General features: G+C 68.6%; 23 protein-coding genes. 13 read left to right on the top strand and 10 right to left on the bottom strand.

Translation table 11 applies throughout. The features are described from left to right. Positions 1 to 109: 109 nt before the first annotated feature. Both ACWHMB_RS16320 and ACWHMB_RS16315 read left to right on the top strand, forming a co-directional pair. The gene (locus tag ACWHMB_RS16320) at positions 110 to 1,252 is read left to right on the top strand and encodes a ribonucleotide-diphosphate reductase subunit beta (protein ID WP_377484994.1); all 1,143 of its coding nucleotides are present in this window, start codon (positions 110 to 112) and stop codon (positions 1,250 to 1,252) included. A 162-nt stretch (positions 1,253 to 1,414) separates the two neighbouring features. Beyond that, positions 1,415 to 1,897, top strand: coding sequence for a histone H1-like repetitive region-containing protein (locus ACWHMB_RS16315; RefSeq protein ID WP_293225866.1), 483 nt, complete (start codon positions 1,415 to 1,417; stop codon positions 1,895 to 1,897). A 106-nt stretch (positions 1,898 to 2,003) separates the two neighbouring features. Here ACWHMB_RS16315 and ACWHMB_RS16310 read toward each other — a convergent pair whose 3' ends face one another. From ACWHMB_RS16310 to ACWHMB_RS16280, 7 genes are all read right to left on the bottom strand, one after another. Further along, entirely contained in the window at positions 2,004 to 2,915 is a 912-nt protein-coding gene (locus ACWHMB_RS16310) for a carbohydrate kinase family protein (RefSeq protein ID WP_377484992.1), read from the bottom strand. Positions 2,916 to 2,941: 26 nt separating this feature from the next. Beyond that, positions 2,942 to 4,156 carry a zinc-ribbon and DUF3426 domain-containing protein gene (locus ACWHMB_RS16305; protein ID WP_377484990.1) on the bottom strand — a complete coding sequence of 405 codons (1,215 nt, stop codon included), beginning with the start codon at positions 4,154 to 4,156 and terminating at the stop codon, positions 2,942 to 2,944. Positions 4,157 to 4,230: 74 nt separating this feature from the next. Next, positions 4,231 to 5,118: a 50S ribosomal protein L11 methyltransferase gene (prmA, locus tag ACWHMB_RS16300; RefSeq protein WP_377485073.1), complete on the bottom strand. Its 888-nt coding sequence runs from the start codon at positions 5,116 to 5,118 to the stop codon at positions 4,231 to 4,233. 90 nt (positions 5,119 to 5,208) lie between these two features. Further along, positions 5,209 to 6,558 (bottom strand): acetyl-CoA carboxylase biotin carboxylase subunit, encoded by a 1,350-nt coding sequence (gene accC / locus ACWHMB_RS16295; protein ID WP_293225857.1) that lies wholly within the window; start codon positions 6,556 to 6,558, stop codon positions 5,209 to 5,211. Between the two features lie 127 nt (positions 6,559 to 6,685). Continuing rightward, on the bottom strand, positions 6,686 to 7,144 hold the full coding sequence (accB, locus tag ACWHMB_RS16290) for an acetyl-CoA carboxylase biotin carboxyl carrier protein (protein ID WP_377484988.1): 459 nt from the start codon (positions 7,142 to 7,144) through the stop codon (positions 6,686 to 6,688). A 95-nt stretch (positions 7,145 to 7,239) separates the two neighbouring features. After that, positions 7,240 to 7,785 (bottom strand): TlpA family protein disulfide reductase, encoded by a 546-nt coding sequence (locus ACWHMB_RS16285; RefSeq protein WP_377484986.1) that lies wholly within the window; start codon positions 7,783 to 7,785, stop codon positions 7,240 to 7,242. Beyond that, positions 7,782 to 8,378 carry a hypothetical protein gene (locus ACWHMB_RS16280; protein WP_377484984.1) on the bottom strand — a complete coding sequence of 199 codons (597 nt, stop codon included), beginning with the start codon at positions 8,376 to 8,378 and terminating at the stop codon, positions 7,782 to 7,784. Before ACWHMB_RS16280 ends, ACWHMB_RS16285 begins: the two co-directional genes overlap by 4 nt. 72 nt (positions 8,379 to 8,450) lie before the next feature. Between ACWHMB_RS16280 and ACWHMB_RS16275 the strand changes: the two genes are divergently transcribed. After that, the gene (locus tag ACWHMB_RS16275) at positions 8,451 to 10,085 is read left to right on the top strand and encodes a long-chain fatty acid--CoA ligase (RefSeq protein ID WP_377484982.1); all 1,635 of its coding nucleotides are present in this window, start codon (positions 8,451 to 8,453) and stop codon (positions 10,083 to 10,085) included. Positions 10,086 to 10,185: 100 nt separating this feature from the next. On the opposite strand, the gene lysA is transcribed toward ACWHMB_RS16275, so the two are convergent. From lysA to ACWHMB_RS16260, 3 genes are read right to left on the bottom strand one after another with little or no spacing between them, the layout of a single operon-like run. After that, a complete protein-coding gene (gene lysA, locus ACWHMB_RS16270; RefSeq protein WP_447648590.1) occupies positions 10,186 to 11,484 on the bottom strand; it encodes a diaminopimelate decarboxylase in 1,299 nt (432 codons plus the stop codon). Continuing rightward, positions 11,481 to 11,717 (bottom strand): LPS translocon maturation chaperone LptM, encoded by a 237-nt coding sequence (gene lptM / locus ACWHMB_RS16265; protein ID WP_377484978.1) that lies wholly within the window; start codon positions 11,715 to 11,717, stop codon positions 11,481 to 11,483. The genes lysA and lptM overlap by 4 nt, the downstream gene beginning before the upstream one ends. 32 nt (positions 11,718 to 11,749) lie before the next feature. Continuing rightward, positions 11,750 to 14,146 carry a penicillin-binding protein 1A gene (locus tag ACWHMB_RS16260; RefSeq protein ID WP_377484975.1) on the bottom strand — a complete coding sequence of 799 codons (2,397 nt, stop codon included), beginning with the start codon at positions 14,144 to 14,146 and terminating at the stop codon, positions 11,750 to 11,752. Positions 14,147 to 14,460: 314 nt separating this feature from the next. Between ACWHMB_RS16260 and ACWHMB_RS16255 the strand changes: the two genes are divergently transcribed. The 10 genes from ACWHMB_RS16255 to ACWHMB_RS16210 all read left to right on the top strand — a co-directional run bounded on the left by ACWHMB_RS16255 (position 14,461) and on the right by ACWHMB_RS16210 (position 25,466). Further along, the gene (locus tag ACWHMB_RS16255; RefSeq protein WP_377484973.1) at positions 14,461 to 15,531 is read left to right on the top strand and encodes a pilus assembly protein PilM; all 1,071 of its coding nucleotides are present in this window, start codon (positions 14,461 to 14,463) and stop codon (positions 15,529 to 15,531) included. After that, positions 15,528 to 16,151 (top strand): PilN domain-containing protein, encoded by a 624-nt coding sequence (locus tag ACWHMB_RS16250; protein WP_377484971.1) that lies wholly within the window; start codon positions 15,528 to 15,530, stop codon positions 16,149 to 16,151. Before ACWHMB_RS16255 ends, ACWHMB_RS16250 begins: the two co-directional genes overlap by 4 nt. A gap of 18 nt (positions 16,152 to 16,169) precedes the next feature. Beyond that, a complete protein-coding gene (gene pilO, locus ACWHMB_RS16245) occupies positions 16,170 to 16,856 on the top strand; it encodes a type IV pilus inner membrane component PilO (protein ID WP_293226399.1) in 687 nt (228 codons plus the stop codon). Continuing rightward, on the top strand, positions 16,853 to 17,398 hold the full coding sequence (locus ACWHMB_RS16240; RefSeq protein ID WP_377484969.1) for a pilus assembly protein PilP: 546 nt from the start codon (positions 16,853 to 16,855) through the stop codon (positions 17,396 to 17,398). Before pilO ends, ACWHMB_RS16240 begins: the two co-directional genes overlap by 4 nt. After that, positions 17,395 to 19,545 (top strand): type IV pilus secretin PilQ, encoded by a 2,151-nt coding sequence (gene pilQ, locus ACWHMB_RS16235; protein WP_377484967.1) that lies wholly within the window; start codon positions 17,395 to 17,397, stop codon positions 19,543 to 19,545. The genes ACWHMB_RS16240 and pilQ overlap by 4 nt, the downstream gene beginning before the upstream one ends. A 76-nt stretch (positions 19,546 to 19,621) precedes the next feature. Beyond that, on the top strand, positions 19,622 to 21,163 hold the full coding sequence (locus ACWHMB_RS16230) for an Ig domain-containing protein (RefSeq protein ID WP_377484965.1): 1,542 nt from the start codon (positions 19,622 to 19,624) through the stop codon (positions 21,161 to 21,163). A 141-nt stretch (positions 21,164 to 21,304) separates the two neighbouring features. Next, entirely contained in the window at positions 21,305 to 21,832 is a 528-nt protein-coding gene (locus ACWHMB_RS16225; RefSeq protein ID WP_377484963.1) for a shikimate kinase, read from the top strand. A 39-nt stretch (positions 21,833 to 21,871) separates the two neighbouring features. Next, positions 21,872 to 22,990: a 3-dehydroquinate synthase gene (gene aroB / locus ACWHMB_RS16220; protein ID WP_447648589.1), complete on the top strand. Its 1,119-nt coding sequence runs from the start codon at positions 21,872 to 21,874 to the stop codon at positions 22,988 to 22,990. Positions 22,991 to 23,043: 53 nt separating this feature from the next. After that, positions 23,044 to 24,201 (top strand): deoxyguanosinetriphosphate triphosphohydrolase, encoded by a 1,158-nt coding sequence (locus ACWHMB_RS16215; RefSeq protein ID WP_447648588.1) that lies wholly within the window; start codon positions 23,044 to 23,046, stop codon positions 24,199 to 24,201. 59 nt (positions 24,202 to 24,260) lie between these two features. Then, positions 24,261 to 25,466 (top strand): MFS transporter, encoded by a 1,206-nt coding sequence (locus ACWHMB_RS16210; RefSeq protein WP_377484957.1) that lies wholly within the window; start codon positions 24,261 to 24,263, stop codon positions 25,464 to 25,466. Positions 25,467 to 25,495 lie beyond the last annotated feature (29 nt).

Here is a 25,495-nt window from a genome sequence, read left to right as displayed (position 1 = left end):
CGATGCGATGCCTGGCCGCAACACATTCTTGTCATCCAGCGGAGTTCAACGTGCACGAATGCTTTGCATTTCGTCATGTTGCTCCCATAATCGGAGCATTGGAAAAATCATGTTGAACTGGAGCGAAGACAGCGCACGCAACACGCCGCAGCCGCGGCTGCAGCCGGTGGCGTCGTGGACGCCCGCGCAGCCGATGGCGCCGACGCCGGTCGCCGCGCGCAGCGAAGGGGGTCAGCGCCGCGTCAACGCGGCCGACAAGCGCATCATCAATGGCCACACCGACGTCAACCAGCTGGTGCCGTTCAAGTACAAGTGGGCTTGGGAAAAGTACCTGGCCACCTGCGCCAACCACTGGATGCCGCAGGAAATCAACATGAACCGCGACATCGCGCTGTGGAAGGACCCGAACGGTCTGTCCGAGGACGAGCGCCGCATCATCAAGCGCAACCTGGGCTTCTTCGTCACCGCCGACTCGCTGGCCGCCAACAACATCGTGCTGGGCACCTATCGCCACATCACGGCGCCCGAGTGCCGCCAGTTCCTGCTGCGCCAGGCCTTCGAAGAAGCCATCCACACCCACGCCTACCAGTACATCGTCGAGTCGCTGGGCCTGGACGAAGCCGAGATCTTCAACGCCTACCACGAGGTGGCCTCGATCCGCGCCAAGGACGAGTTCCTGATCCCCTTCATCGACGCCATCATGGACCCGGCTTTCAGCACCGGCACGCCCGAGGCCGACCAGACGCTGCTGAAAAGCCTGATCGTTTTCGCCTGCCTGATGGAAGGCCTGTTCTTCTACGTCGGCTTCACGCAGATCCTGGCGCTGGGCCGGCAAAACAAGATGACCGGCGCCGCCGAGCAGTACCAGTACATCCTGCGCGACGAATCGATGCACTGCAACTTCGGCATCGACCTGATCAACCAGATCAAGCTGGAGAACCCGCAGCTGTGGACGCCCGCGTTCAAGGCCGAGATCAAGGCCCTGTTCGAGCGCGCGGTCGAGCTCGAATACCGCTACGCCGAGGACACCATGCCGCGCGGCGTGCTGGGCCTGAACGCCTCCATGTTCAAGGGCTACCTGCGCTACATCGCCAATCGCCGTGCCACCCAGATCGGGCTGGAGGCGCTCTACCCGGGCGCCGAGAACCCGTTCCCCTGGATGAGCGAAATGATCGACCTGAAGAAGGAACGCAACTTCTTCGAAACCCGCGTCATCGAGTACCAGACCGGTGGCGCGCTGTCATGGGATTGAACGGGTGACGAGCCGCATGCGCGCTTCCCGTCTGCCGCCTTTCGGCGGCGTTCGTGTTCATGGCCTTGGACCGCGGTCCAGGGTCATGAATCGTTTCGCGTGTCCCAACAGGCGCGAAGCGTTTCCTGCTGTTGATTGTTCAACTTGATCAAGGAGAAAAAAATGGCAACTGCGAAGAAACCCGCCGCGAAGAAGGCTGCGGCCAAGAAGGCACCGGCGAAGAAAGCCCCCGCGAAGAAGGCGGCCGCGAAGAAGGCACCGGCCAAGAAGGTCGTGGCCAAGAAAGCGGCACCGGCCAAAAAGGCCGCGGTGAAGAAGGTCGCGGCCAAGAAGGCGCCGGCCAAGAAGGCGGCAGTGAAGAAGGTCGCTGCCAAGAAGGCGGCGGTGAAGAAGGCCATCGGCAACCTGAAGAAGGCGGTAGACAAGAAGGTCGCTGCCGCCAAGAAGGCGGTTGCCAAGAAGGTCGCGGCCAAGAAGGCGCCGGCCAAGAAGGCGGCAGTGAAGAAGGTCGCCGCCAAGAAGGCGGCGCCGGCCAAGAAGGCGGCTGCCAAGAAAGCCGCGCCGGCCAAGAAGCCTGCCCCTGCGCCCAAGACCACGCTGAGCCCTCAGGCCGCGTGGCCCTTCCCCACGGCCGCCAAGCCCTGATCGGGCCCGGCCGCTGCCGGCGCCTGGGCGTCGGCAGACGCACTCAACCCGCACGCGCGGTCCCGGCGTGCGGGTTTTTCTTTGCCCCTTGGGTTGGGGGAGTGGGCTATGCGGCTTCGCGCAGCAGCGCCGCGCGATCGACCGTGTAGTTCTGCGGGCCGCTGGCCGCCACCTTGAGCGCGCCCAGGCGGTTGCCCAGCACGGCGCAGCGCGCCATCGACCAGCCTTGCTCCAGGCCCCACAGCAGCGCGCCGCGCCAGGCGTCGCCGCAGCCGGTGGGGTCGACCACCTGCGCCGGCTGAACGCCGGGAACGCGCGTGCACACGCCGTCCTCCCACACGTCGCAGCCCTCGGCGCCGCGCGTGACGACCAGCGCGCGCACACGCCGTGACAGCTCGGCCGGCGTCACGCCCATGCGGTCGCACAGCATCTGGCCTTCGTAGTCGTTGACCGTCACCCAGGTGGCCAGCGCCACGAAGTGCGCCAGCTCGGCGCCATCGAACATGGGCAGGCCCTGGCCGGGGTCGAACACGAAGGGGATGCCGGCGGCATGAAACTGCTCGGCGTGCTGCAGCATGGCGTCGCGCCCGTCCGGCGAGATGATGCCCAGGCGGATGTCGGGCCGTGCCGCGATGCGGTTGACGTGCGCCTGCATCATGGCGCCGGGGTGAAAGGCCGTGATCTGGTTGTTGTCGCGGTCGGTCATGATCATGGCCTGCGCGGTGTAGGTGTCATCCACCTCGCGCACGAACTCGGTGCTGATGCCCTGGCCGTGCAGGCGCTGCAGGTAGTCGGCGCCGTCGCGCCCCACCGTGGCCATGGGCAGGGGCGTGCCGCCCAGCTGGCGCATGGCGTAGGCGATGTTGCCGGCGCAGCCGCCGAAGTCGCGGCGCAGATGGGGCACCAGAAACGAGACGTTCAGGATGTGCAGCTGCTCGGGCAGGATCTGCTGCGCGAAGCGTCCTTCGAAGCTCATGATGGTGTCGAACGCGAGAGAACCGCAAATCAGGCTTGCCATGGTGTGGGGAGGGGTTGGGTCGGTGGTCAGGGATAGAAGGCGGTCAGGCGGTAGCCCGCCACCGCGGCGGCGTCCACCGGCGCGCCGACCGTCACGCCCTGGCTGGCGCTGAAGTCGCCGCGTGGCGCCAGCGCGGGGGGCGCGCCAAGCTCGGCCGCGGCCAGCACGCGGCGCACCAGGGGCTGGTTGTCGCGGTCGGTCAGGATCAATTCCAGCGCCGGGCTGGCCACCGGCCAGTCGGCGCTGTTGCGCAGGCTGACGCTGAAGCGAAACTCGGGCCCCGCCACGCGGTTGAAGGCCGAGGCATCGATGACGATGGCGTCGAGCTGCCGATAGGGCCTGATCTGGCAACCCAGCGGGGCGCACAGCGCGCGCAGGGCCGGCGCCGACTGCGGCAGGCGCGCGGCCAGCCAGTCGCGCTGGCCGATCACCCACTGACCCGCCAGGGCCAGCACGCCCAGCAGGGCGACCAGCCACAGCAGGGCGCGCACCGGGCGCGAGGCCCAGAACGCGCGCCGGCGCGCGGCGGCGACGAAGGAGGGCGGCGCTTCCAGCGGCGCGACGTTCGACGCGGGCTCATCGTCGGGGCGTGGGCGTTCGGGCAGGGCGGTCCCGTCGTCCTCCAGCGGATCGAGCAGTGCCGGCTCGGTGAGGCTCGTGTAGGCCAGGTGGAGATCGAGGGGGTCGGGGTCCAGCAGGGGGAGATCGGACGGCTCCGGATCCGGTGCTTCGGCTGGCTCGTCGAGGGCGGGCTCGGCACTCGGCGCCGTTGCCGACGGGGTCTCGGCCGAGTCATCCCGGATGAGATCGGTGGACTGGGTCCACGCCGTCGCCTGCCGATCGTCCGTCTCAGCGGCGAGCGCGGCAGGGATATCAGGCACGACCAGGGCGGGTTCCGCGGGCGGCGTGACCACTGCCGGCGCTGCGACGGGTCGCGGTGCAATGCTCGGCGCTGGTGCAGCGGCATCCGCTGCAACCGGCGGCGCGGCGGATGCTTCGCCCCAGGGCATGGGTGGCGAAGTGACGGCGGACGGCAGCGGCGCCGCGCGGGCCGTCGTTTCTGCGGCGGGCGCGCCCACGGGTGCCGGGGCAGTCGATGCGTCACGCGGCAGCAGGTGCGTCGAGGCATCGAACACCACGCCGCAGTGCCCGCAGCGCACCCAGCCGGCGGCAATGCGAATCTGGTCCGGCACGACCTTGAACAGGGTCGAGCAGGCGGGGCAGCGCGTGACCAGGCTCATGCCAGAGGCGAGGGCGTTTTGGCGGCGGCAAGCATGGCGGCGATTGTAGGCAGGCGCGCGGCCGGCCCGGCGCTTCAGCGTGCGCGCGTGGCCGTCATCAGCACCCAGCCGTCCTGCGCGTCGGCCACCTGCAGGGCCAGCCAAGGGCGATAGGCCTGCTGCAGTTCCTCGGTCTGCCGCTCCAGGATGCCGGCCAGCACCAGCGCGCCGCCGGCCGCGACGTGGGCGCACAGCAGGGGCGCCAGCACCTTCAGCGGCGTGGCCAGGATGTTGGCCAGCACCGTGTCGTACAGGCCATGGGCCGCATCCGGCAGGCCGCTGTGGATGGACACGCCGTTGGCCGCCGCGTTGGCCTGGGTGGCCTGCACGGCCGCCGGGTCGATGTCCACCGCGTCCACCACGCGGGCGCCGTGCAGGGCGGCGCCGATGGCCAGGATGCCCGAGCCGCAGCCGTAGTCCAGCACGCGCTGGCCCGTCGGCGGATGCGCGGCCAGCCAGCGCAGGCACATGCGCGTGGTGGGGTGGGTGCCGGTGCCGAAGGCCAGACCGGGGTCGAGCCGAATCACGCGCGTGGCGGCGGCCGGCACCTCGTGCCAGCTGGGCACGATCCAGAATTCGGGCGTGATGGCCACCGGGTCGAACTGCGACTGCGTCAGGCGCACCCAGTCCTGCTCGGGCACCGGCGCCACCGACTGCACCAGGCTGCCGGCAAAAAAGTCCTGCGCGGCCAGCAGCGCGGCGGCTTCGCGCGCGGCGCCTTCCTGCGTGAACAGCGCCACCACCGTGGTGCGCGACCAGCCGGGCGCCGGTGGCGGCAGGCCGGGTTCGCCGAACAGGGCCTGCTCGGCCTGGGTGTCGGCGTCGGCGTCCTCGGCGCTGACGCTGAGCGCGTCCAGCGCCTGCAGCGCGTCGCTGATCGGCTCGACCGCCGATTCGGGGCAGACCAGGCGCAGTTCAAACATCACGGAAACTACAGTAAATATAGCTGCTCGCGCTTGACGGACGCGGGCTGCAGGTCGATTTGGCTTGAAAAATGGGGCTGGCAGGCGTGGCTACTTGCTGCGCTCGGCCAGCCATTTTTCGAGGTAGTGGATGTTGGTCCCGCCTTCACGAAAGCGCGCGTCCACCAGCAGGTTGCGGTGCAGCGGGATGTTGGTCTGGATGCCCTCGACCACGGTCTCCAGCAGCGCCGTCTGCATGCGGGCGATGGCCTGCTCGCGCGTGTCGCCGTAGGTGATGATCTTGCCGATCATCGAGTCGTAGTTGGGCGGCACGAAGTAGTTGTTGTAGACGTGCGAGTCGACCCGCACGCCCGGGCCGCCCGGCTGGTGCCACAGCGTGATGCGGCCAGGCGAGGGCGTGAACTTGAACGGATCCTCGGCGTTGATGCGGCACTCGATGGCGTGGCCGCGGATCTGGATCTGCCGCTGGGTGAAGGGCAGTTTTTCGCCCGCCGCCACCATGATTTGCGAGCGCACGATGTCCACGCCGGTGATCCATTCCGTCACCGGGTGCTCCACCTGCACGCGCGTGTTCATCTCGATGAAGTAGAACTCGCCGTTCTCGTACAAAAACTCGAAGGTGCCGGCGCCGCGGTAGCCGATCTTCTTGCAGGCAGCCACGCAGCGCTCGCCGATGCGCTCGATCTGGCGGCGCGGAATGCCCGGCGCCGGCGCTTCCTCGATCACCTTCTGGTGGCGCCGCTGCATGGAGCAGTCGCGCTCGCCCAGGTAGACGGCGTTCTTGTGCTTGTCGGCCAGGATCTGGATTTCGACGTGGCGCGGGTTCTGGAGGTATTTCTCCATGTACACCGCCGGGTTGTTGAAGGCCGCGGTGGCCTCGGCCTTGGTGGTCTGCACGGCGCTGATCAGGGCCGCCTCGGTGTGCACCACGCGCATGCCGCGCCCGCCGCCGCCGCCCGAAGCCTTGATGATCACCGGATAGCCGATGGCCTTGGCGATGCGGCGGATGCTGGCGGCATCCTCGGGCAGTTCACCATCCGAGCCCGGCACGCAGGGCACGCCGGCCTTGATCATGGCCTGCTTGGCCGACACCTTGTCGCCCATGATGCGGATCGACTGCGGCGTCGGGCCGATGAACTGAAAGCCGCTTTGCTCCACCCGCTCGGCGAAGTCGGCGTTCTCGCTCAGAAAGCCGTAGCCGGGGTGGATGGCCTCGGCGTCGGTCACCTCGGCCGCCGAGATGATGGCCGGCATGTTGAGGTAGCTTTGCCCCGAGGGCGCCGGGCCGATGCACACCGCCTCTTCCGCCAGCTTGACGTACTTGGCTTCCTTGTCGGCCTCGGAATAGACCATCACGGCCTTGACGCCCAGTTCGCGGCAGGCGCGCTGCACCCTCAGCGCGATTTCGCCGCGATTGGCGATCAGGATCTTCTTAAACATGTGTGCTTTCGCGGCTCATCGCCCGCGCGCTGGCGCGCGCCAGCGCAATTTGCTTCGCCTGGCCTGCGGCCAGACCTCCCCGATTGGCAATCAAAATCTTCTTGAACATCCGCTGCTCCGCGGTTCGTTATTCGATGACGAACAGCGGTTGCCCGTACTCGACCGCCTGGCCGTTTTCGCCCAGCACCTGGGTGATGGTGCCCGACTTCTCGGCCTCGATCTCGTTCAGGATCTTCATGGCTTCGATGATGCAGATCACGTCGCCCTCGCTGACCTTCTGCCCCACCTCGACGAAGGCCGTGCCGCCCGGGCTGGCCGAGCGGTAGAAGGTGCCCACCATGGGCGACTTGACGACGAAGCCGGTCACGGCCGGTTCAGCCGGCGCCGCCGCGGCAGCCGCAGGGGCCGCCACTGCAGCGGGTGCAGCCGCCACCGGAACCGCCGGCACGGGCACGGCGGCCACGACCGGGGTGGACAAGCCGGCCTTGACGATGCGCACCTTGCCTTCGGCCTCGGTGATCTCCAGCTCGGACACGTTCGACTCGGACACCAGGTCGATCAAGGTCTTGAGTTTTCGCAGGTCCATTTTTGAAATGCTTTCGTAGAAATTGAAACCATTTTACCGAATTTAAGGCAAAGTTCGCGCTTTGGATGCATTGCTTTGCCGTGCCAGCGCTGGCGTCAGCGCAGCCAGTCCGCCAGATCCTCGGGCTTCAACTGGCCCAGCTTGCGGTGCCGGATGTCGCCTTTTCGGTCAAAAACCACCGTAAACGGCAGGCCGCCGGCGGCATTTCCCAGCTTTTTCGTCAATTCGACGCCGGCAGGACCGGCCATGGCGATGGGGTAACTGACGGGGGTGCGAGTCAGAAAGCGCTGCACCAGGTCGGCCTGATCGATGGCCAATCCAAGCATTTGCCAACCGTTGTCCTTCACTTGCGTGTAAAAGCGGCTCAATAGCGGCATTTCTTCCACGCAGGGCGGGCACCAGGTGGCCCAGAAGTTGATCAGCAGCGGGCGACCCTTCAAGTCGGCCATGGCCAAGGGGGCGCCGGCGGGTGTGCTGAAATGATGCTGCCAAAGGTCCTGGGTGTCGGGCTCGTGCAGCGCAAAACGCCGCCAGGCCAGCGTGGCGCCGGCGATGCCGGCGGCCGCGCCCACCGCGGCGGCCAGGGCCCAGCGGCGGGTGGGCGTGCCGGCGGCGGGTGAAAGCTCAAAACTTTCACTCATGCACAGGCCTCGTCTTGCAGCCGCGCGGCCAGCGCGGTGGCGTCGCCCTGGCGGGGCCGGCCGTCGGCGCCGTGCTTGAGGGCGCCGCGCAGGGCGTCGTAGTCTTGAATCATCAGATGAATGCCGATGGCTTCGCCCAGTTCGGGGCAGGGTGTCGAAAAACTGAGCACGTCCGCCGCCGGGCCGGGGCCGCCGGGCGCGGGGCGCACGTCGTAGCGCACGCCGCGGTCGATCAGCGCGATCTCGGCCGACTTGGGGTCGTCGCAATACAGCTGCAGGTGAATGTCGCTGCGGCGCGTGGCGGTGCCGTTCCACACGGCGCCCTGGATGTGCGGGCGAAAGGCGGCCAGGCGCTGCATCCAGGTCAGGGCCAGCTGGCGCAAGGCCTGCAGCTCGCCGGGCTGGGTGTCGGCGTGGAACAGGTCGATGTAAGCGCGTACTTCGCTTTCGACCGCATCGTTGTCCGGCAGGGCGGTGCGCGCCGGCGCGCCCAGCAGCTTCTGCGCGCGGCGCTTGGCGCTGCCGTAGTCCAGGCCTTCTTCCACCACCAGCCGTGCGGCGGTGGCGGCCAGCTCTTGCCTCAGGGTTTCCATGGGGCGCATTGTGCCCGCTCGCGTCGGCTGGCGGCGTAAAGTCGCCCGAAGGCATGACGAGAAGGAGACCCGATGCAAAGCACCATGATGAACGCGCCCCTGTCGCTCAACCACCTGCTGGAGCGGGCGGGGCGGCTGTTTGCCGGCAACGAGATCGTCTCGCGCCGGCCCGACAAGTCGCTGGTGCGCCACAGCTATGGCGAGTTTTATCGCCGCACGCGGGCGCTGGCGTCGGCGCTGCAGGGCCTGGGGCTGCGCCAGGGCGATCGCGTGGCCACCCTGTGCTGGAACCACCACGCCCATCTGGAGTGCTACTTCGGCATTCCCGCCGCGGGCGGGGTGATGCACACGCTGAACCTGCGCCTGGCGCCGGAGGAGATCGGCTGGATCGCCGACGATGCGCAGGACCGCTTCCTGGTGATCGACGACGTGCTGCTGCCGCTGTATGAGCAGTTCAAGCACCGCTACACGTTCGAGCAGGTCATCGTGTATCCCTTCTCGGGCGGCCAGGCGCTGCCCAAGGGCATGCTGGACTACGAGGCGCTGCTGGCCGGCGCCGACCCCGACGGCCTGGTCTACGCGCTGCACGACGAGAACGACCCGGTGGCCATGTGCTACACCAGCGGCACCACCGGGCGGCCCAAGGGCGTGGTGTATTCGCACCGCTCGACCGTGCTGCATTCGCTGGTGGGCAGCCTGCCGGACTTCTGCAGCGTGCACGGCAGCGACGTGGTGCTGCCCGTCACGCCCATGTTCCACGCCAACAGCTGGGGCATGCCCTACATGGCAGTGATGATGGGCGCCAAGCTGGTGTTTCCGGGCCCGCACATGCACCCCGACGACCTGCTCGACCTGATGACCGCCGAGCCGCCCACGCTGGCGCTGGGCGTGCCCACCATCTGGATGACGCTGATCCAGACCTACGACGCCTCGCTCAAGACCGGCGCGGCCAACGCCGGCCGCTGGAAGCTGCCCACCGGCCTGCGCTCGCTGGTCGGCGGCGCGGCCGTGCCCGAGGCGCTGATCCGCGCCTTCGACGCCCATGGCATCTGGATCATGCAGGGCTGGGGCATGACCGAGACCAGCCCGGTGGCCACCATCAGCTACCCGCGCGCCGAGTTGCGGGGCGCCTCGGCCGACGAGAAATACCGGCGCGCGGCCATGGCCGGCGTGCCGGTGCCGCTGGTGGAGCTGCGCGCGCGCGGCGACGACGGCAGCGACCAGCCCTGGGACGGCCACAGCGTGGGCGAGATCCAGGTGCGCGGGCCCTTCATCACCGGCAGCTACCACGAGGTCGGCTCGCCGGCCGACAAGTTCACCGAGGACGGCTGGCTGCGCACCGGCGACGTCGCCAGCGTGGACGCGCTGGGCTTCGTCAAGATCAGCGACCGCACCAAGGACCTGATCAAGTCGGGCGGCGAATGGATCAGCTCGGTCGACCTGGAAAACGCGCTGATGGCCCATCCGTCGGTGGCCGAAGCGGCCGTCATCGCCATCCCCGACGAAAAGTGGAGCGAGCGCCCGCTGGCCTGCGTGGTGCTCAAGCCGGGCGAGCAGGCGACGCCCGACCAGCTCGATGCCCTGCTGCTGGACAAGTCCTTCGCCAAATGGCAGCTGCCCGAGCGCTACGAGTTCATCGACGCCGTGCCGCGCACCTCGACCGGCAAGTTCTGGAAGCTCAAGCTGCGCGAACGGTTCCCGCACTGAGCCGCGCACGACCTGAAAAACTATCGAATCGATAGCTGCCCGCGCTTGATGCAAGCGGGCCAGCGGTCGATTTGGCTTGAAACCCGGCCAAAGCCGGGCGTCAAGCGGTCTCGCCGCGCCACAAGTCCTGCACCGCCTCGCGCTGGCGCACCACGCGCGCCTCGCCGCCGTCGACCAGCACCTCGGCCGCGCGCGGGCGGGTGTTGTAGTTGCTGGCCATGCTCATGCAGTAGGCGCCGGCCGACAGCACGGCCAGGTGCTCGCCGGGCTGCACCGCGAGCGGCCGGTCGCGGCCCAGCCAGTCGCCGCTTTCGCACACCGGGCCCACCACGTCGTACGTGGTCGCGCTGGCGCCGGGCGCCGGCTGGCGCAGCGGCACGATGCGGTGAAAGGCCTCGTACAGCGCCGGGCGCGGCAGGTCGTTCATGGCGGCGTCGACGATGCAGAAGTTCTTTTGCTCGCCGGGCTTGAGGTACAGCACCTCGGTCAGGCACAGGCCGGCGTTGCCCACCAGCGAGCGGCCGGGCTCGATCATCAGCGCGCGATCGCCGTAGCCGCGCGCGTCCAGCCGCGCCAGCAGGGCGGCCCACAGCGCGTTGGCGGCGGGCGGCGTGTCGCCCGCGTAGTCGATGCCCAGGCCGCCGCCCAGGTCGATGTGCCGGATGCGAATGCCGGCGGCCTCGATGGCGCCCACCAGGTCGAGCACGCGATCCAGCGCCTCGACGTAAGGCGCGACCTCGGTGATCTGCGAGCCGATGTGGCAGTCGATGCCCACCACCTGCAGGCCCGTCAGGCGCGCGGCGTGTTGATAGGCGGCCAGCGCCTGCTCGTGCGCGATGCCGAACTTGTTGCCCTTCAGGCCGGTGGAGATGTAGGGGTGCGTGCGGGCGTCCACGTTGGGGTTGACGCGGATGCTGATCGGCGCGCGCCGGCCGCAGGCGCGGGCCACCTCGTCGATGACGTCCAGCTCGGCCAGGCTCTCGACGTTGAAGCAGCGGATGCCCGCTTCGAGGGCGCGGCGGATCTCGGCGCGCGTCTTGCCGATGCCCGAAAACACGATCTTGCCAGCCACGCCGCCGGCGGCCAGCACGCGCTCGAGTTCGCCGCCCGAGACGATGTCGAAGCCGCAGCCGGCGTCGGCAAACACCTTCAGCACGGCCAGGGTCGAGTTGGCCTTCATGGCGTAGCAGATCAGCGCCTCGCGCCCCGCCAGGCCGCGCTGGTAGGCGGCCAGCGCGCCCAGCATGGCGGCGCGCGAATAAACGAACAGCGGCGTGCCGTGGCGCTGCGCCAGCTCGGCCAGCGCCACGTCTTCCAGCATCAGCTGGCCCGCGCGGTAGGCGACGAAGGGGGTGCCGGGCAGGGGCGCGTTGGCGCGGGCGGGTGCGGAGGGCGTCATTGGATTTCGGGCAGGTTGGGCAGGGGCGGCGGCACGGCAGCCGGCGCCGCACTGGCGGGCGCTGCCGCCGGCGCGGCCGTGCCGCCGAACACGGTTTGCGGCAGCGTGGCGCGCTGGGCTGCCGCCGGCGTGCTGGGGATGAACAGCGGGCCCTTCTGACCGCAGGCATTCAGCGCGGCCGCCGCCAGGGCGGTCACGATGAGGCGGGCAAGCAGCGGTGCGGGGCGCGACATGGCGCGAATTCTAGTGACGCGCCGGCGCATCCCTAGTTCTTGAACAGATCCAGGATGCGATTGCGCTCGCCGCCCGGCGCGGCGCCCATGGGGCTGCCGACCTCGGCCGGGGCCTCGGGCTCTTGCAGGCCGGCGCCGCCCAGGTTGGTGATGCCGCCGCCGTGCGCGTACTCGTCGTACAGCCAATCGTCGCCCACGCGGGTCACGCCGGCCGGCGGCTTGAGCTGCGCCACCGGCACGCCCTTGAGCGCCGTCTGCATGAAGTTGATCCAGATCGGCAGCGACAGGCCGCCGCCCGTCTCGCGCGCGCCCAGGTTGCGCGGCGTGTCGTAGCCGATCCACACCGAGGCCACCAGCGTCGGCTGGTAGCCGGTGAACCAGGCGTCCATCGAATCGTTGGTGGTGCCCGTCTTGCCATAAATGTCGGGCCGCTTGAGCGTGGCCTGCGCGCGCGCTGCCGTGCCGGTGCGCGCCACCTCGTTCAGCATGGTGTTCATGACGAAGGCGTTGCGCGCGTTGATGGCGCGGTTGTCCTCGGTGGGTGGCGTGGGGTGGCTTTCGACCAGCACCTTGCCGGTGTGGTCGGTCACGCGGGTGATGAGGAAGGGGTTGACGCGCCAGCCGCCGTTGGCGAACACGGCAAAGCCGGTGGCCATCTGCATCGGCGTGACCGAGCCCGCGCCCAGCGCCATGGTCAGGTAGGGCGGGTGCTTGTCGGGGTCGAAGCCGAAGTGGGCGACCCAGTCCTGCGCGTAGCGCGGCGTGATGGCCTGCAGCACGCGGATGGAGATCATGTTGCGCGAGCGCGCCAGGCCGCGCTTGAGCGTCATCGGGCCTTCGAAGCCGCCCTCGTAGTTCTTGGGCTCCCAGGGCTGGCCGCCGGTGACGCTGGCATCGAAAAACAGCGGTGCGTCGTCGACGATGGTGGTGGGCGAGAAGCCCTTTTCGAGCGCCGCCGAATACACGAAGGGCTTGAAGCCCGAGCCCGGCTGGCGCCAGGCCTGCGTGACGTGATTGAACTTGTTCTTGCCGTAGTCGAAGCCGCCCACCAGCGCCTTCACGGCGCCGTCGCGCGGATCGAGCGCCACCAGCGCGCCCTCGACCTCGGGCAGCTGGGCCACGTCCCAGCTGTTGTCGTCCTTGCGCACCACGCGGATCACCGCGCCGGCGCGAATCTGCACCGCCGGCGCCGCGCGCGGCGACAGGCCGGAGCGCGCCGCGCGCAGGCCGTTGCCGGTGATCTGGATGGCGTCGCCGCTGGCCAGCACCGCGTCAATCTGGCGCGCGCTGGCGGCGGTGACCACCGCGGCGGCGAGGTCGCCGATGTCCGGGTAATCGGCCAGCACGTCGCCGATGAAGGTCTCGCGCTCGGCGGCGTCCTTGGGCAGGTCGACGAACTTTTCAGGGCCGCGGTAGGCCTGGCGGCTCTCGTAATTCATGATGCCGCGGCGCAGCGCCTCATACGCGGCCTGCTGGTCGTCGGCCTTGATGCTGGTGTAGACCTTCAGGCCGCGCACGTAGGTCTGGTCGCCGTACTGCTCGAACATCATGCGGCGCACCATCTCGGCCACGTACTCGGCGTGCACGCGGTCGCGGTTGCTGCTGGGGCGGATGTGCAGCTCCTGCGCCTTGGCCTGCGTCGCCTGCTCGGCGGTGATGAAGCCGTTTTCGACCATGCGGTCGATGATGTGCAGCTGGCGTTCCTTGGCGCGCGCGAAGTTGGCGATCGGGTTGGCGGTGGACGGGAACTTGGGAATGCCCGCCAGCATGGCGGCCTCGGCGATGGTCACGTCCTTCAACGGCTTGCCGAAATAGGTTTCGGCGGCGGCAGCAAAACCGTAGGCGCGGTTGCCCAGGAAGATCTGGTTCATGTAGATCTCCAGGATCTGGTCCTTGGAGAGCTGGTGCTCGAGCTTGAGCGTCAGCAGCATTTCGTAGATCTTGCGCGTGTAGGTCTTCTCCGACGTCAGGTACACGTTGCGCGCCACCTGCATGGTGATGGTGGACGCGCCCTGGCTCTTTTCACGCCCCAGGTTGGCCAGCGCGGCGCGCAGCACGCCCACGTAATCGATGCCGTTGTGCTCGTAAAAGCGCGCATCTTCAATCGCCAGGACGGCATCTTTCATGATTTTCGGGATCTGGTCGATCGGCGTCAGTGTGCGCCGCTCCTCGCCGAACTCGCCGATCAGCTGGCCTTCGGCCGTGTACACGCGCAGCGGCAGCTTGGGGTGGTAGTTGGACAGGCCCGACACGTCGGGCAGGTTGGGGTAGGCGACGGCCAGTGCCATCAGTCCCGCCAGGCCGGCGCACAGCACCAGGGCGACCACGCTGCCGCCGGCCCACAGCAGGCCCTTGGCCAGCCAGGCGGGCCAGCGGAGGCCGCGGCTTGCGCGCGGCCCGGAAGAACGGATGGAGCGGTCAGCAGGCATGTGAAATGGGGAGGAATTCGTCGGAAAGGGACGGGTATGGCAGCGCCGCGCGCCCCGGTGCGGCTTGAGCCCCACGGCGTTGGCGCCCGATTGTGGCCGCAAGCTTGTCCGCGCGCATGTCAACCGGTTGCAACGGCCGGCGCTCGTTGGCAAAAGCTGTTACAGCACGCCGGATCGTGGGTTTTTGACAACGTCGAGTACCAAAAGCCACACTGACCCGCTTTTTCCCGCGGCAAGTGTGCTGATAGCATCCAATCAATTTATTAAGTGTGTTCTACTTCTGCAATAGAAAGTAACCGGATATTGCTTTGAACATGGCTTCGCTGTTCGATCGTCAGCCGGCTCCCCTGGTGGGCTTGGACGTGAGCGCATCCAGCATCAAGCTGGTCGAGCTGTCGCGCGACCGCGCCGGCCGCTTCACGCTGGACCGTTGCGCGATCGAGCCGCTGGAGCGTGGCTGGATCAACGAGGGCAACTTCGAGAAGTTCGACGAAGTGGTTGACGCCGCGCGCCGCCTGATCAAGAAAAGCGGCACCAAGGCCAAGAACGTCGCCATGGCGCTGCCGGCCTCGCTGGTCATCAGCAAAAAGATCATTTTACCCGGCGGGCTGGGTGAGCGCGAGCTGGAGGCCCAGGTCGAGCTGGAGGCCAACCAGTACATCCCTTTCTCGCTCGACGAGGTCAGCCTGGACTTTTGCGTCATCGGCCCCAGCCCCAGTTCGGCGGGCGACGTCGAGGTCATGATCGCCGCCTCGCGCAAGGAAAAGGTCGAGGATCGCCAGGGTCTGGCCGAGGCCATCGGACTGACTCCCATGGTGATGGACGTCGAAACCTATGCGTCGCGCCTGGCGGCGGCGCGGGTGCTGGAGCAACTGCCCAGCGGCGGCGCCAACGCCGTGGTGGCCCTATTCGAGATCGGCGGCCTGTCCTCCACCCTGCAGGTGCTGCGCGAGGACGAGCTGCTGTACGAGCGCGACCAGGTGTTCGGCGGCGCCCAGCTCACCCAGTTGCTGATGCGCCAGTACGGCTTCACCGCCGAGGAGGCCGAGGCCAAGAAGCGCGCGGGCGAGCTGCCCGAGGACTATGCCCAAGTCGTGCTGGACCCGTTTGTCCAGAACCTGGCGCAGGAAGTCGAGCGCGCACTCAAGTTCTTTTTTACCAGCACGCCGCACAACCGGGTCGACCTGATCCTGCTGGCGGGCGGCAGCGCCGGCCTGCATGGCCTGACCGAGGCCATCACGGACGCCACCTCGTTCCCGTGCCAGATGATCAATCCGTTCGATGGCATGGAGCTGGGGCGCGGCGTGCGCGAGCAAAAGGTGCTGCGCGAGGCGCCGTCCTACCTGACCGCCTGTGGCCTGGCCATGCGGAGGTTCTTGCCATGATTCTGCTCAACCTGCTGCCCCATCGGGAGATGGCGCGCAAGCGCGCGCGCCAGGTGTTCAACGGCTCCCTGGTCGGCGCGGTGGCCTTGGGTGCCCTGATTGCCGGGGCCGGCTACCTGTGGTTGCAGGGGCGCATCGAGGAGCAGCAGGCGCGCAACGCCTTCCTGACGCGCGAGATCGCCAAGCTGGACCAGGAAATCAAGGAAGTCGCCTCGCTGCAAAGCGAGATCGCGGCCCTGAAGGCGCGTCAGGAGGCGGTCGAAAACCTGCAGGCCGACCGCAACATGCCGGTGCACCTGCTCAACGAGGCCGTCCGGCAACTGCCCGACGGCATGTACCTGAGCAAGATCAAGCAGGAAAACCAGAACGTCCTGCTCGAGGGCGTGGCGCAATCCAACGAGCGGGTGTCCGAGTTGCTGCGCAACCTGTCGCGCGCCAGCCCGTGGATCACCAAGCCCGAGCTGATCGAGATCGTCGCCAAAAACCTGGCGCTGGGCCCGCGCGAGCAGCGCCGGGTCTACAACTTCACCATCCGCGTCCAGTTGCAGCGCGCCAGCGATGCGAAGGCGGCCGCACCCGGCGCCGCCGCCGCGGCGCGGCCGGCCAACGCTCCGGCGTGATCAAGGGGCTCCCGCGTCATGGCTCGCAAGTCTTCATCCAACATCGACCTCCGGCAAGCGTTCGCGGGGCTGAGCGGACAGTTCCGCGGCCTCGACACGCGCGACCCATCGTCCTGGCCGGCGCTGCCGCGCTACGTCCTGCTGGTGCTGGCCGCGGCCGTCATGGTGGCCATCCTCTGGTACGCCTGGCTCAAGGGCGTCGATGAAGAGCTCGAGGGTGAGCAGGCCAAGGAGCTGACCCTGCGCAACGACTACCGCGGCAAGCTGCAAAAGGCGGTCAGCCTGGAAGAGCTGAAGAAGCAGCGCGTGCAGGTGCTGCAGTACGTCAACCTGCTGGAAAAGCAGCTGCCCAACAAGGCCGAGATGGACGCGCTGCTGTCGGACATCAACCAGGCCGGCCTGGGCCGCAGCCTGCAGTTCGAGTTGTTCAGGCCTGGGCAGCTGGTGGTCAAGGACTACTACGCCGAGCTGCCGATCGCCCTCAAGGTGACCGGCCGCTATCACGACATCGGCGCCTTCAGCTCCGACATCGCGCATCTGTCGCGCATCGTCACGCTGAACAACCTGTCGGTGGCGCCCAGCGGCGACAAGGACAAGTCCGGCATGCTGGTGCTGGAGGCCACGGCCAAGACCTTCCGCTACCTCGATCCCGAAGAGATCGCGGCACAGCAAAAGGCCACGGCCAAGCCGGGAGCCAAGAAATGATGGGGCGTGTTGGATGGTGGGCCCTGGCGTGCGGGGTGGCGGCCCTGCTGGGCGGTTGTGCGCCGGCCCAGGAGGACTTGCAGCAGTGGATGACCGAGCAGCGGCGCCAGATGGTGCCCAAGGTCACGCCCCTGGCCGAGCCGAAGAAATACGTTCCGCAGGACTACACCCAGACTGCAGCCGTCGACCCCTTTGGTCACGAGCGCCTGGCGCAGGCGCTGCGGCGCGAGTCCGGCGTCAAGGGCTCGGGCGACTCGCTGATCGCGCCCGAACTGAACCGCCGCAAGGAGCCGCTGGAGGCTTTTCCCCTCGACACGATGTCGATGGTGGGCAGCCTCGATCGCGGCGGCAAGCGGGTGGCGCTGGTGCGGGTCGACAAGCTGCTCTACCAGGTCAAGGTGGGCGACTACCTGGGGCAAAACTACGGCCGCGTGATCCAGGTCAGCGAAAGCGACGTGGGTTTGCGTGAGATCGTGCAGGACGCGGCCGGTGAATGGATCGAGCGCAACGCCGAGTTGCAGTTGCAGGAGAAAAAACGATGAGCAAGTGGATGCCGAACTGCCGGCAGGTGCGCGTTGCCGCGCTGGGATTGATCGCCTTCGGGGCCGCTGCCGTCGCCATGGCGCAGGCGCGCATCGAGTCGATCACGAGCTCGATCCAGGGCGGCGCCGAAGTCGTGCGCATCGAGCTGAACGAAGCCCTGGTGGCGCCCCCCGCCGGTTTCGTCGTGCAATCGCCGGCGCGCATCGCGCTGGATTTCCCGGGTGTCGTCAGCGGCCTGACGCACAGCAACATCGCCATCGACCAGGGCAACCTGCGCGGCGCCAACGTGGCGCAGGGCAGCAATCGCACCCGGGTGGTGCTCAACCTCAAGCAGCCCACCACCTACCAGGCCGAGTTGCAGGGGCGCGCGGTGCTGGTCACGCTGGGGGCCGTGGCCTCCGCCGCCACGCCGGCACCGGCCACCAGCGCCTTTGCCGAAAGCCACGTCGACACCGAGCAGCCGCTGCAGGGCATCGACTTTCGCCGCAGCACCGACAACGCCGGCCGCGTGGTGGTCGACCTGCCCAGCAACCAGGTGGGCGTGGACATCAAGCAGCAGGGGCAAAAGCTGGTGGTCGAGTTTTTGAAGACCAGCCTGCCCGAGGGTCTGCGCCGCAAGCTCGACGTGTCCGACTTCGGCACCCCCGTGCAGACCATCACCACCGTGCAGTCGGGTGACCGCGTGCGCATGGTCATCGAGCCCAAGGGCGCGTGGGAGCACAGCGCCTACCAGAGCGACAAGCAGCTGGTGGTCGAGGTGCGCCAGCAAAAGAGCAACCCCGACAAGCTGACCCAGGGGCCCGGCTATCGCGGCGAGAAGCTGTCGCTGAACTTCCAGGACATCGACGTGCGCTCGCTGCTGCAGGTGATCGCCGACTTCACCAACTTCAACATCGTCACCTCCGACTCGGTGCAGGGCAACCTGACGCTGCGGCTGAAGGACGTGCCCTGGGACCAGGCGCTGGACATCATCCTGCAGGCCAAGAACCTGGGCATGAAGCGCGTCGGCAACGTGCTGCAGATTGCGCCCAAGGACGAAATGGCGGCCAAGGAAAAGGCCGACCTCGAGGCCCAGGCCGCCATCCGCAACCTGGAGCCGCTGCGCACCCAGTCGTTCCAGCTCAACTACACCAAGGCCGAGGACATCAAGCAGCAGCTGACCTCGTCTTCCGGCTCCGGCGGTGGTGGCGGCAGCGGCGCCAACTCGGGCAGCCTGCTCAGCTCACGCGGCAGCGTCATCGCCGAGCCGCGCACCAACCAGCTGTTCATCTCCGACATCCCCTCGCGCCTGGAACAAATCCAGGACATGATCACCAAGCTGGACGTGCCGGTGCGCCAGGTGCTGATCGAGGCGCGCATCGTCGAGGCCACCGACACCTTCGGCAAGTCGCTGGGGGTCAAGCTGGGCGGCGCCGACCTGCGCGGCATTCGCGGTGGCGACGCGGGCTACGGCGTCGGCAGCAACCGCATCGCCTTCGGCGGCAACTACAACGCCATCACCTCCACCACCGGGCAGACCGATGCGGGCGGCCTGACCTCGGCCAGCTCGCAGTTCCTCAGCCTGCCCGCGCTGGGCCTGGCGGGCGCCACGCCGGCCAACTTCGCCATCTCGCTGTTCAGCTCGGCCGCCAACCGCTTCCTGAATCTGGAGCTGTCCGCGCTGGAAGCCGACGGCAAGGGCAAGATCGTCTCCAGCCCGCGCGTCGTCACGGCCGACCAGACCAAGGCGCTGATCGAGCAGGGCACCGAGTTCGCCTACCAGCAAGCCACCAGCAGCGGCGCCACGGCGGTGGCCTTCCGCAAGGCCGTGCTCAAGCTCGAGGTCACGCCGCAGATCACGCCTGAGGGCAACATCATTCTCGACCTGGACGTCAACAAGGACAGCCCGGGCGGTGTGGTCGAAGGCGCCATGTCCATCAACACCAAGCGCGTCAAGACCCAGGTGCTGGTCGAAAACGGCGGTACGGTGGTGATCGGCGGCATCTTCGAGCTGACCGAGACCGACCAGGAAAACAAGGTTCCCTTCCTGGGCGACGTGCCCGTGTTGGGCAACCTGTTCAAGCAGCGCACGCGCAAGGCCGACAAGCAGGAAATGCTGGTCTTCATCACGCCGAAGATGATTTCGGACCGCGGTGCGGTGCGCTGACCGCCCGGTCCGCGGGCTTCGTTCATCGATTTGTTGTCTTAACCGAGTTGACCCTATGCGAAAGTTGATTGGAATCGTGGGCCTGGCCGCCGCCGCGCTATTGGCGGGCTGTGGTGGTGGGGGCGGCAGCCCTGGAGATACGCCCGAGTCGTATTCGATCACTCTGGTGGCGGAGAAGACCAACCTGCCATTGAACACCGGCCACTATCCGGTCGGCATCGGCACGCAATACCCGTTCACCACCACGCTCTACGTCAACGCCAAGAAGGGCGATGCGCCGATTCCGGGCGGCACCGACATCTTCGCCTGCAACACCGCATACGGTCTTTCTTCGGGGCCCTTGTACTACCTGGACGGCAATTCGGAGCACGAAACCGACGCCCCCGACGGCAATGGCGGGACGGTCAAGGTTCCCAACGCCTATCGCAACATCGCGCTGCCTTCCAATGCCGGCGGCGCATCCTTCCATTTCCACTCCAGCGACCAGGCCGGCGTGGCCACCATCACCTGCTCGGTGCACGACCCGCGCGCCAACCGCGAAGTCAGCGCCAGCATCAACATCACGGTGGGCGGCGGCGCGGGCTCAGGCAAGGCCGCCAGCGTGGTGGCCATCGCAACCTATCCGACCTTGGGCGTGCAGGGCAACGTCTACAACCTGCGCACCAGCACGGCCATCAACGCCTACATCTGGGACGACGCCAACCAGCCCGTTCCCGCCAACGGCCATGCCAACCTGCAGGTCAGCATCCGTTCGGTGACTCCCGCGGCCCAGGGCGCGCGCCTGATGGTCGATGGCAAGCAGGGCAGCGTGCTGCAGTTGCAAACCACCGGCGGCGTCGGCCTGTTTTCGCTGGCCAGCGGCCCGCAAGAGGGCCCGATCCTGCTCGAACTGGTGACCGACCGACTGGACAATGACGTCAGCAACGGCATTCAGGATCCCATCACCAGCCTGGTGGTGGTCACGGCGACGGAAGGAGCACCTGCAATCAATCCGGATCCGATCGCATTCGTCGACGTTACGCCGCCCGGCGCCACCAACGACGTCCCATACAGCTACGTTCTCAGTGTCAAGGGCGGCGTGGCGCCCTACACCTGGCAGGCCCTTGGGCGCATGCCGGCCGGCCTGACGCTCAACAGCTCGGGCTTGATCAGCGGCACGCCCAGCATGGACCCGCCAGGCACGGTTTCGGTGGCCATCCGGGTGACCGACAGCACGGGTGCGTCGCTGACCACGAACCTGTCCATTGCCGTCGCGGCCGCTCCCGCGGCGCCGCCGGCGCCGGCCCCGGTGCCGGCTCCGCTGTCCATCAATCTGAGTGGCTGCAGCGACGTGAACGTCGCGTGCAACCTGCCGGGCGCACCCATTGGCGGCTTCTATCAGTACGTCCTGACCGCCTCGGGCGGGAGCGCGGGGGCCGCCGCGTGGGCGTTTGATCCTGCCGCGCCCGGTGACTTGCCTTGGCTGACGCTGAGCGCTTCCGGTATCCTTCAGGGCGCTGTTCCTGCGACCTGTGGCCCGATCGGCAACCCGTTCTTCATCAAGGTTACCAAGGGCAGCGAAACCGTGATGCGCAAGGTGCAGATCACCGGTGTCAGCGGCCCCGGCGGATCCTGCTGAATCAGCGCCCACTCGCGCGCAGCCTTGCTGGCTGCGCCCCAGGCCCCGGAGCGATGCTTTGGGGCATTTTTTTGACCGGTGCGCACCGGCGTTCAGGCTTGGCCTTGGATGGGCTCACATTTTTGCAATAGGATGGCTTGCATGAGGGTTGTTCTCGTCGGCATGCCCGGCAGCGGCAAATCCACCGTGGGCCGCTCGCTGGCGCACCGCTTGCAGCTGCCTTTTGCCGATTCCGACGCGGCGATCGAGCAGCGCCTGGGCTGTGCCATTCGCGACTACTTCGACCGTGAGGGCGAAGCGGCGTTTCGCGACGTCGAGCAGACGGTGATCGACGAGTTGACGCAGGGCCCGCCGGGCGTGCTGGCGACGGGCGGCGGCGCGGTGCTGTGGCCCCTCAACCGCCAGCACCTGCACGAGCGCGGCACCGTGATCTATTTGCGCAGCTCGCCCGAGACGCTGTTTCGCCGCCTGCGGCACGACACCAAGCGCCCGCTGCTGCAGGTGGACGACCCGCTGGCGCGCCTGCGCGCCCTGTACGCCGAGCGCGACCCGCTGTACCGCCAGTGCGCGCACTTCGTGCTGGACACCCACGGCTCGTCGATGTCGATGCTGCTGGGGCGCATCATGATGCAGCTGGAGCTGATGCCACCGGGCGACGCGGCTCCCTGAGGGCGCCGCGGGCGCGGCAGCGTCTAAACTGGGCGCTCCATGCAAACCACGCCAAACCTTTCGGCCCCGCGCCAAGTTTCCATCGCGCTGGGCGAGCGCAGCTACCCCATCCTGATCGGCGCCGGCCTGCTGGGCGACGCGGCGTCCTACGCGGCGGCGCCCAAGGGCAGCGACGCGCTCATCGTCAGCAACCAGACCGTCGCGCCGCTGTACGCCGCGCAACTGGCACAGGCCCTGGCCGGGCGCCATCGCCAGGTGCACCAACTGGCGCTGCCCGACGGCGAGCAGCACAAGGACTGGGCCACGCTCAACCTGATCTTCGACGCCCTGCTGACCCACGGCGCCAACCGCAAGACCGTGCTCTACGCCCTGGGCGGCGGCGTGGTGGGCGACATGACCGGCTTTGCCGCCGCCTGCTACATGCGCGGCGTGCCCTTCGTGCAGGTGCCGACCACGCTGCTGGCGCAGGTCGATTCGTCGGTGGGCGGCAAGACGGCCATCAACCACCCGCTGGGCAAGAACATGATCGGCGCCTTTTATCAGCCGCGCGCGGTGGTGTGCGACCTCGACGTGTTGGGGACCCTGCCGCCGCGCGAGCTGTCGGCCGGCCTGGCCGAGGTGATCAAGTACGGGCCGATCGCCGACATGGCCTTCTTCGACTGGATCGAGGCCCACGTCGACGCCCTGCGCGCGCTGGACGCCGACGCGCTGGCGCACGCCGTGCAGCGCAGCTGCGAGATCAAGGCCGCCGTGGTCGCGCAGGACGAGCGCGAGGCCGGCCTGCGCGCCATCCTCAACTTTGGCCACACCTTCGGCCACGCCATCGAGGCCGGCATGGGCTACGGCGCCTGGCTGCACGGCGAGGGCGTGGCCGCCGGCATGGTGATGGCGGCCGAACTGTCGCGCGAGTTGGGCTTGGTCGACGCCGCCTTCGTGCAGCGCCTCACGCGCCTGATCCAGCGCGCCGGCCTGCCGGTGCGCGGCGCCGTCATCGACGCGCAGGACAACGCCGGCCGCTACCTGCAGCTGATGCGCGTCGACAAGAAGGCCGAGGCGGGCGAGATCCGCTTCGTGCTCATCGACGGCCCTGGCCGCGCCAGCGTGCGCGCCGCGCCCGATGCACTGGTGCGCCGGGTGATCGACCGGTGCTGCCAGTGATACTATTATTTATATAGCTGTTGGCGCTTGTCACATAAGCGCTGGAGGCCGATTTGACTCATAACCCCGCTGGCTTGGCCGTCTACGCCAGCGACCCCGCCCGCTCGCGCGGCCGGCGGCACCCGGTCACGCCCGCGCCCACGCGCAACGCCTTTCAGCGCGACCGCGACCGCATCGTGCACTGCAGCGCGTTTCGGCGCCTGGTCTACAAGACGCAGGTGTTCCTCAACCACGAGGGCGACCTGTTTCGCACTCGCCTGACGCACTCGCTGGAGGTGGCGCAGCTGGCGCGCGACATCGCCCGGGCCTTGGGCCTGCACGAAGATCTGGTGGAGGCCATCGCGCTGGCGCACGACTTGGGCCACACGCCCTTCGGCCATGCGGGGCAAGACGCGCTCAACGCCTGCATGGCCGAGCACGGCGGTTTCGAGCACAACCTGCAAAGCCTGCGCGTGGTCGACACGCTGGAGCACCGCTACCCCGAGCACGACGGCCTGAACCTCAGCTTCGAGACGCGCGAGGGCATCCTCAAGCACTGCTCCAAGGCCAATGCCCAGCGCATCGAGGCGCGCGAGCCGGGCGGCGTGGCGCGCCGATTTCTGGACCATACCGAGCCCAGCCTGGAAGCCCAACTGGCCAACCTGGCCGACGAGATCGCCTACAACGCACACGACATCGACGACGGCGTGCGCTCGGGCCTGCTGACGCAGGACCAGCTGGCGGCGGTGCCACTGTTCGCGCAGCATCGGGCGGCGGCGCTGCACGAGCATCCGCGCCTGGCCGAGTCCGCCATGGGCCGGCGCCTGCTGTACGAGTCGATCCGCCGCATGCTCTCGGCCCAAGTCTACGACGTGATCGCCGCCACGCGCGCGGCCCTGGCCGCCGCCGCGCCGGCCGACGCCAACGCCGCGCGCCGCCTGGGGCCGCTGGTGTGCTTTGGCGAGGCCATGCGCGCGCAGTCGACCGCGCTCAAGCGCTTTTTGTTCGCCAACCTCTACCGCCACCCGCAGGTGGTGGAGACCACCGCGCGTGGCCAGCAGGTGGTGCGCGAGCTGTTCGCCACCTACCTGGCCACGCCCGCGCAGCTGCCGCCCGAGTTTGCCGACGCCCTTGATCGCCCGCGCGCCGTGGCCGACTACATCGCCGGCATGACCGATCGCTTCGCCCTGCGCGAGCACGAGCGCCTGACGGGGCAAAGGCTGTTCGCGTGAGCACCGCCGGGCCGCCCCAAGGTGTTCGCACCGCAGGCCGTTCGGCCGAAGGTGGTCCGATGACCGCTGGCGGCTTCAGCCCCCGGGCGCCCTGGGTCATCGTGCTGGCCGGCGTGGCCGCCGCCCTGCACGTGGGCAAGCTGCCGCCGGCCGTGCCGGCGCTGCAGCAGGCCATGGGCATCGGCCTGGTGCAGGCGGGCTTTCTGCTGTCGCTGGTGCAACTGGGCGCGGTGCTGCTGGGCCTGGTGGCCGGCCTGCTGGCCGACGGCGTGGGCCTGCGCCGCTGCATGCTGGCCGGCCTGGCGCTGCTCACGGCCGCCGGCCTGGCGGGGGCCGCCGCGCGCGACGTGCATGAGCTGCTGCTGCTGCGCGCCGTCGAGGGCGTGGGCTTTCTGCTGACCACCGTGCCCGCACCCAGCCTGCTGCGCCGCGCCGTGGCGCCGGCCCAGCTCACGCGCATGCTGGGCGTGTGGAGCGCCTACATGCCCTTCGGCACCGCGCTGGCGCTGTTGGCCGGGCCGCTGCTGATCGGCGTGCTGGGCTGGCGCGGCTGGTGGGTGCTGACGGCCGCCGGCACCGCCGCCATGCTGTTGTGGCTGCCGCTGGCCGTGCCGCGCGACGTGCGTGCGCCCGCGCCGGCCGGTGGCGCGCCGGCGGCCGAGCCCTGGCATCGCCGTCTGGCCACCACCTTGCGCGCGCCCGGTCCCTGGCTGGCGGCGCTGACCTTCGCCGTCTACGCCGCGCAGTGGCTGGCCGTCATCGGCTTTCTGCCCACGCTGTACCAGCAGTCGGGCTGGGGCGGGGCGCTGGGCGCGGTGCTGACGGCCACCGTGGCGGCCGTCAACATGGTGGGCAACATCTGGGCCGGGCGCCTGCTGCACCGCGGCGTGCACGCGCGCACCGTGCTGTGGTCGGGCTTTGTCGCCATGGCGGTGGGCGCCTGGCTGGCCTTCGGCAGCGCCACCGTCGACGCGCCGGTGCTGCGCTATGGCGGGGCACTGCTGTTTTCCACCGTCGGCGGGCTGATCCCGGGCGCGCTGTTCGCCTTGGCGCCGCGCGTGGCGCCGGGCGAGGGCCACATCGCCACCACCGTCGGCTGGATGCAGCAGTGGTCGGCCATCGGCCAGATGAGCGGCCCGCCGGCCGTCGCCTGGGTGGCCAGCCGCGTCGGCGGCTGGGACTGGACCTGGGCCGTGACCGGTGCGTACGCCGCTGCCGGCCTGGTGCTGGCCTGGGCGCTGCAGCGCCATGGCCTGCGCCGCTGACAGCGGCCCGGGCGGTGGCGGTGGTGTAA

Source organism: Ottowia pentelensis (assembly GCF_964341695.1).
This window is presented reverse-complemented; position numbering and strand designations above follow the sequence as displayed.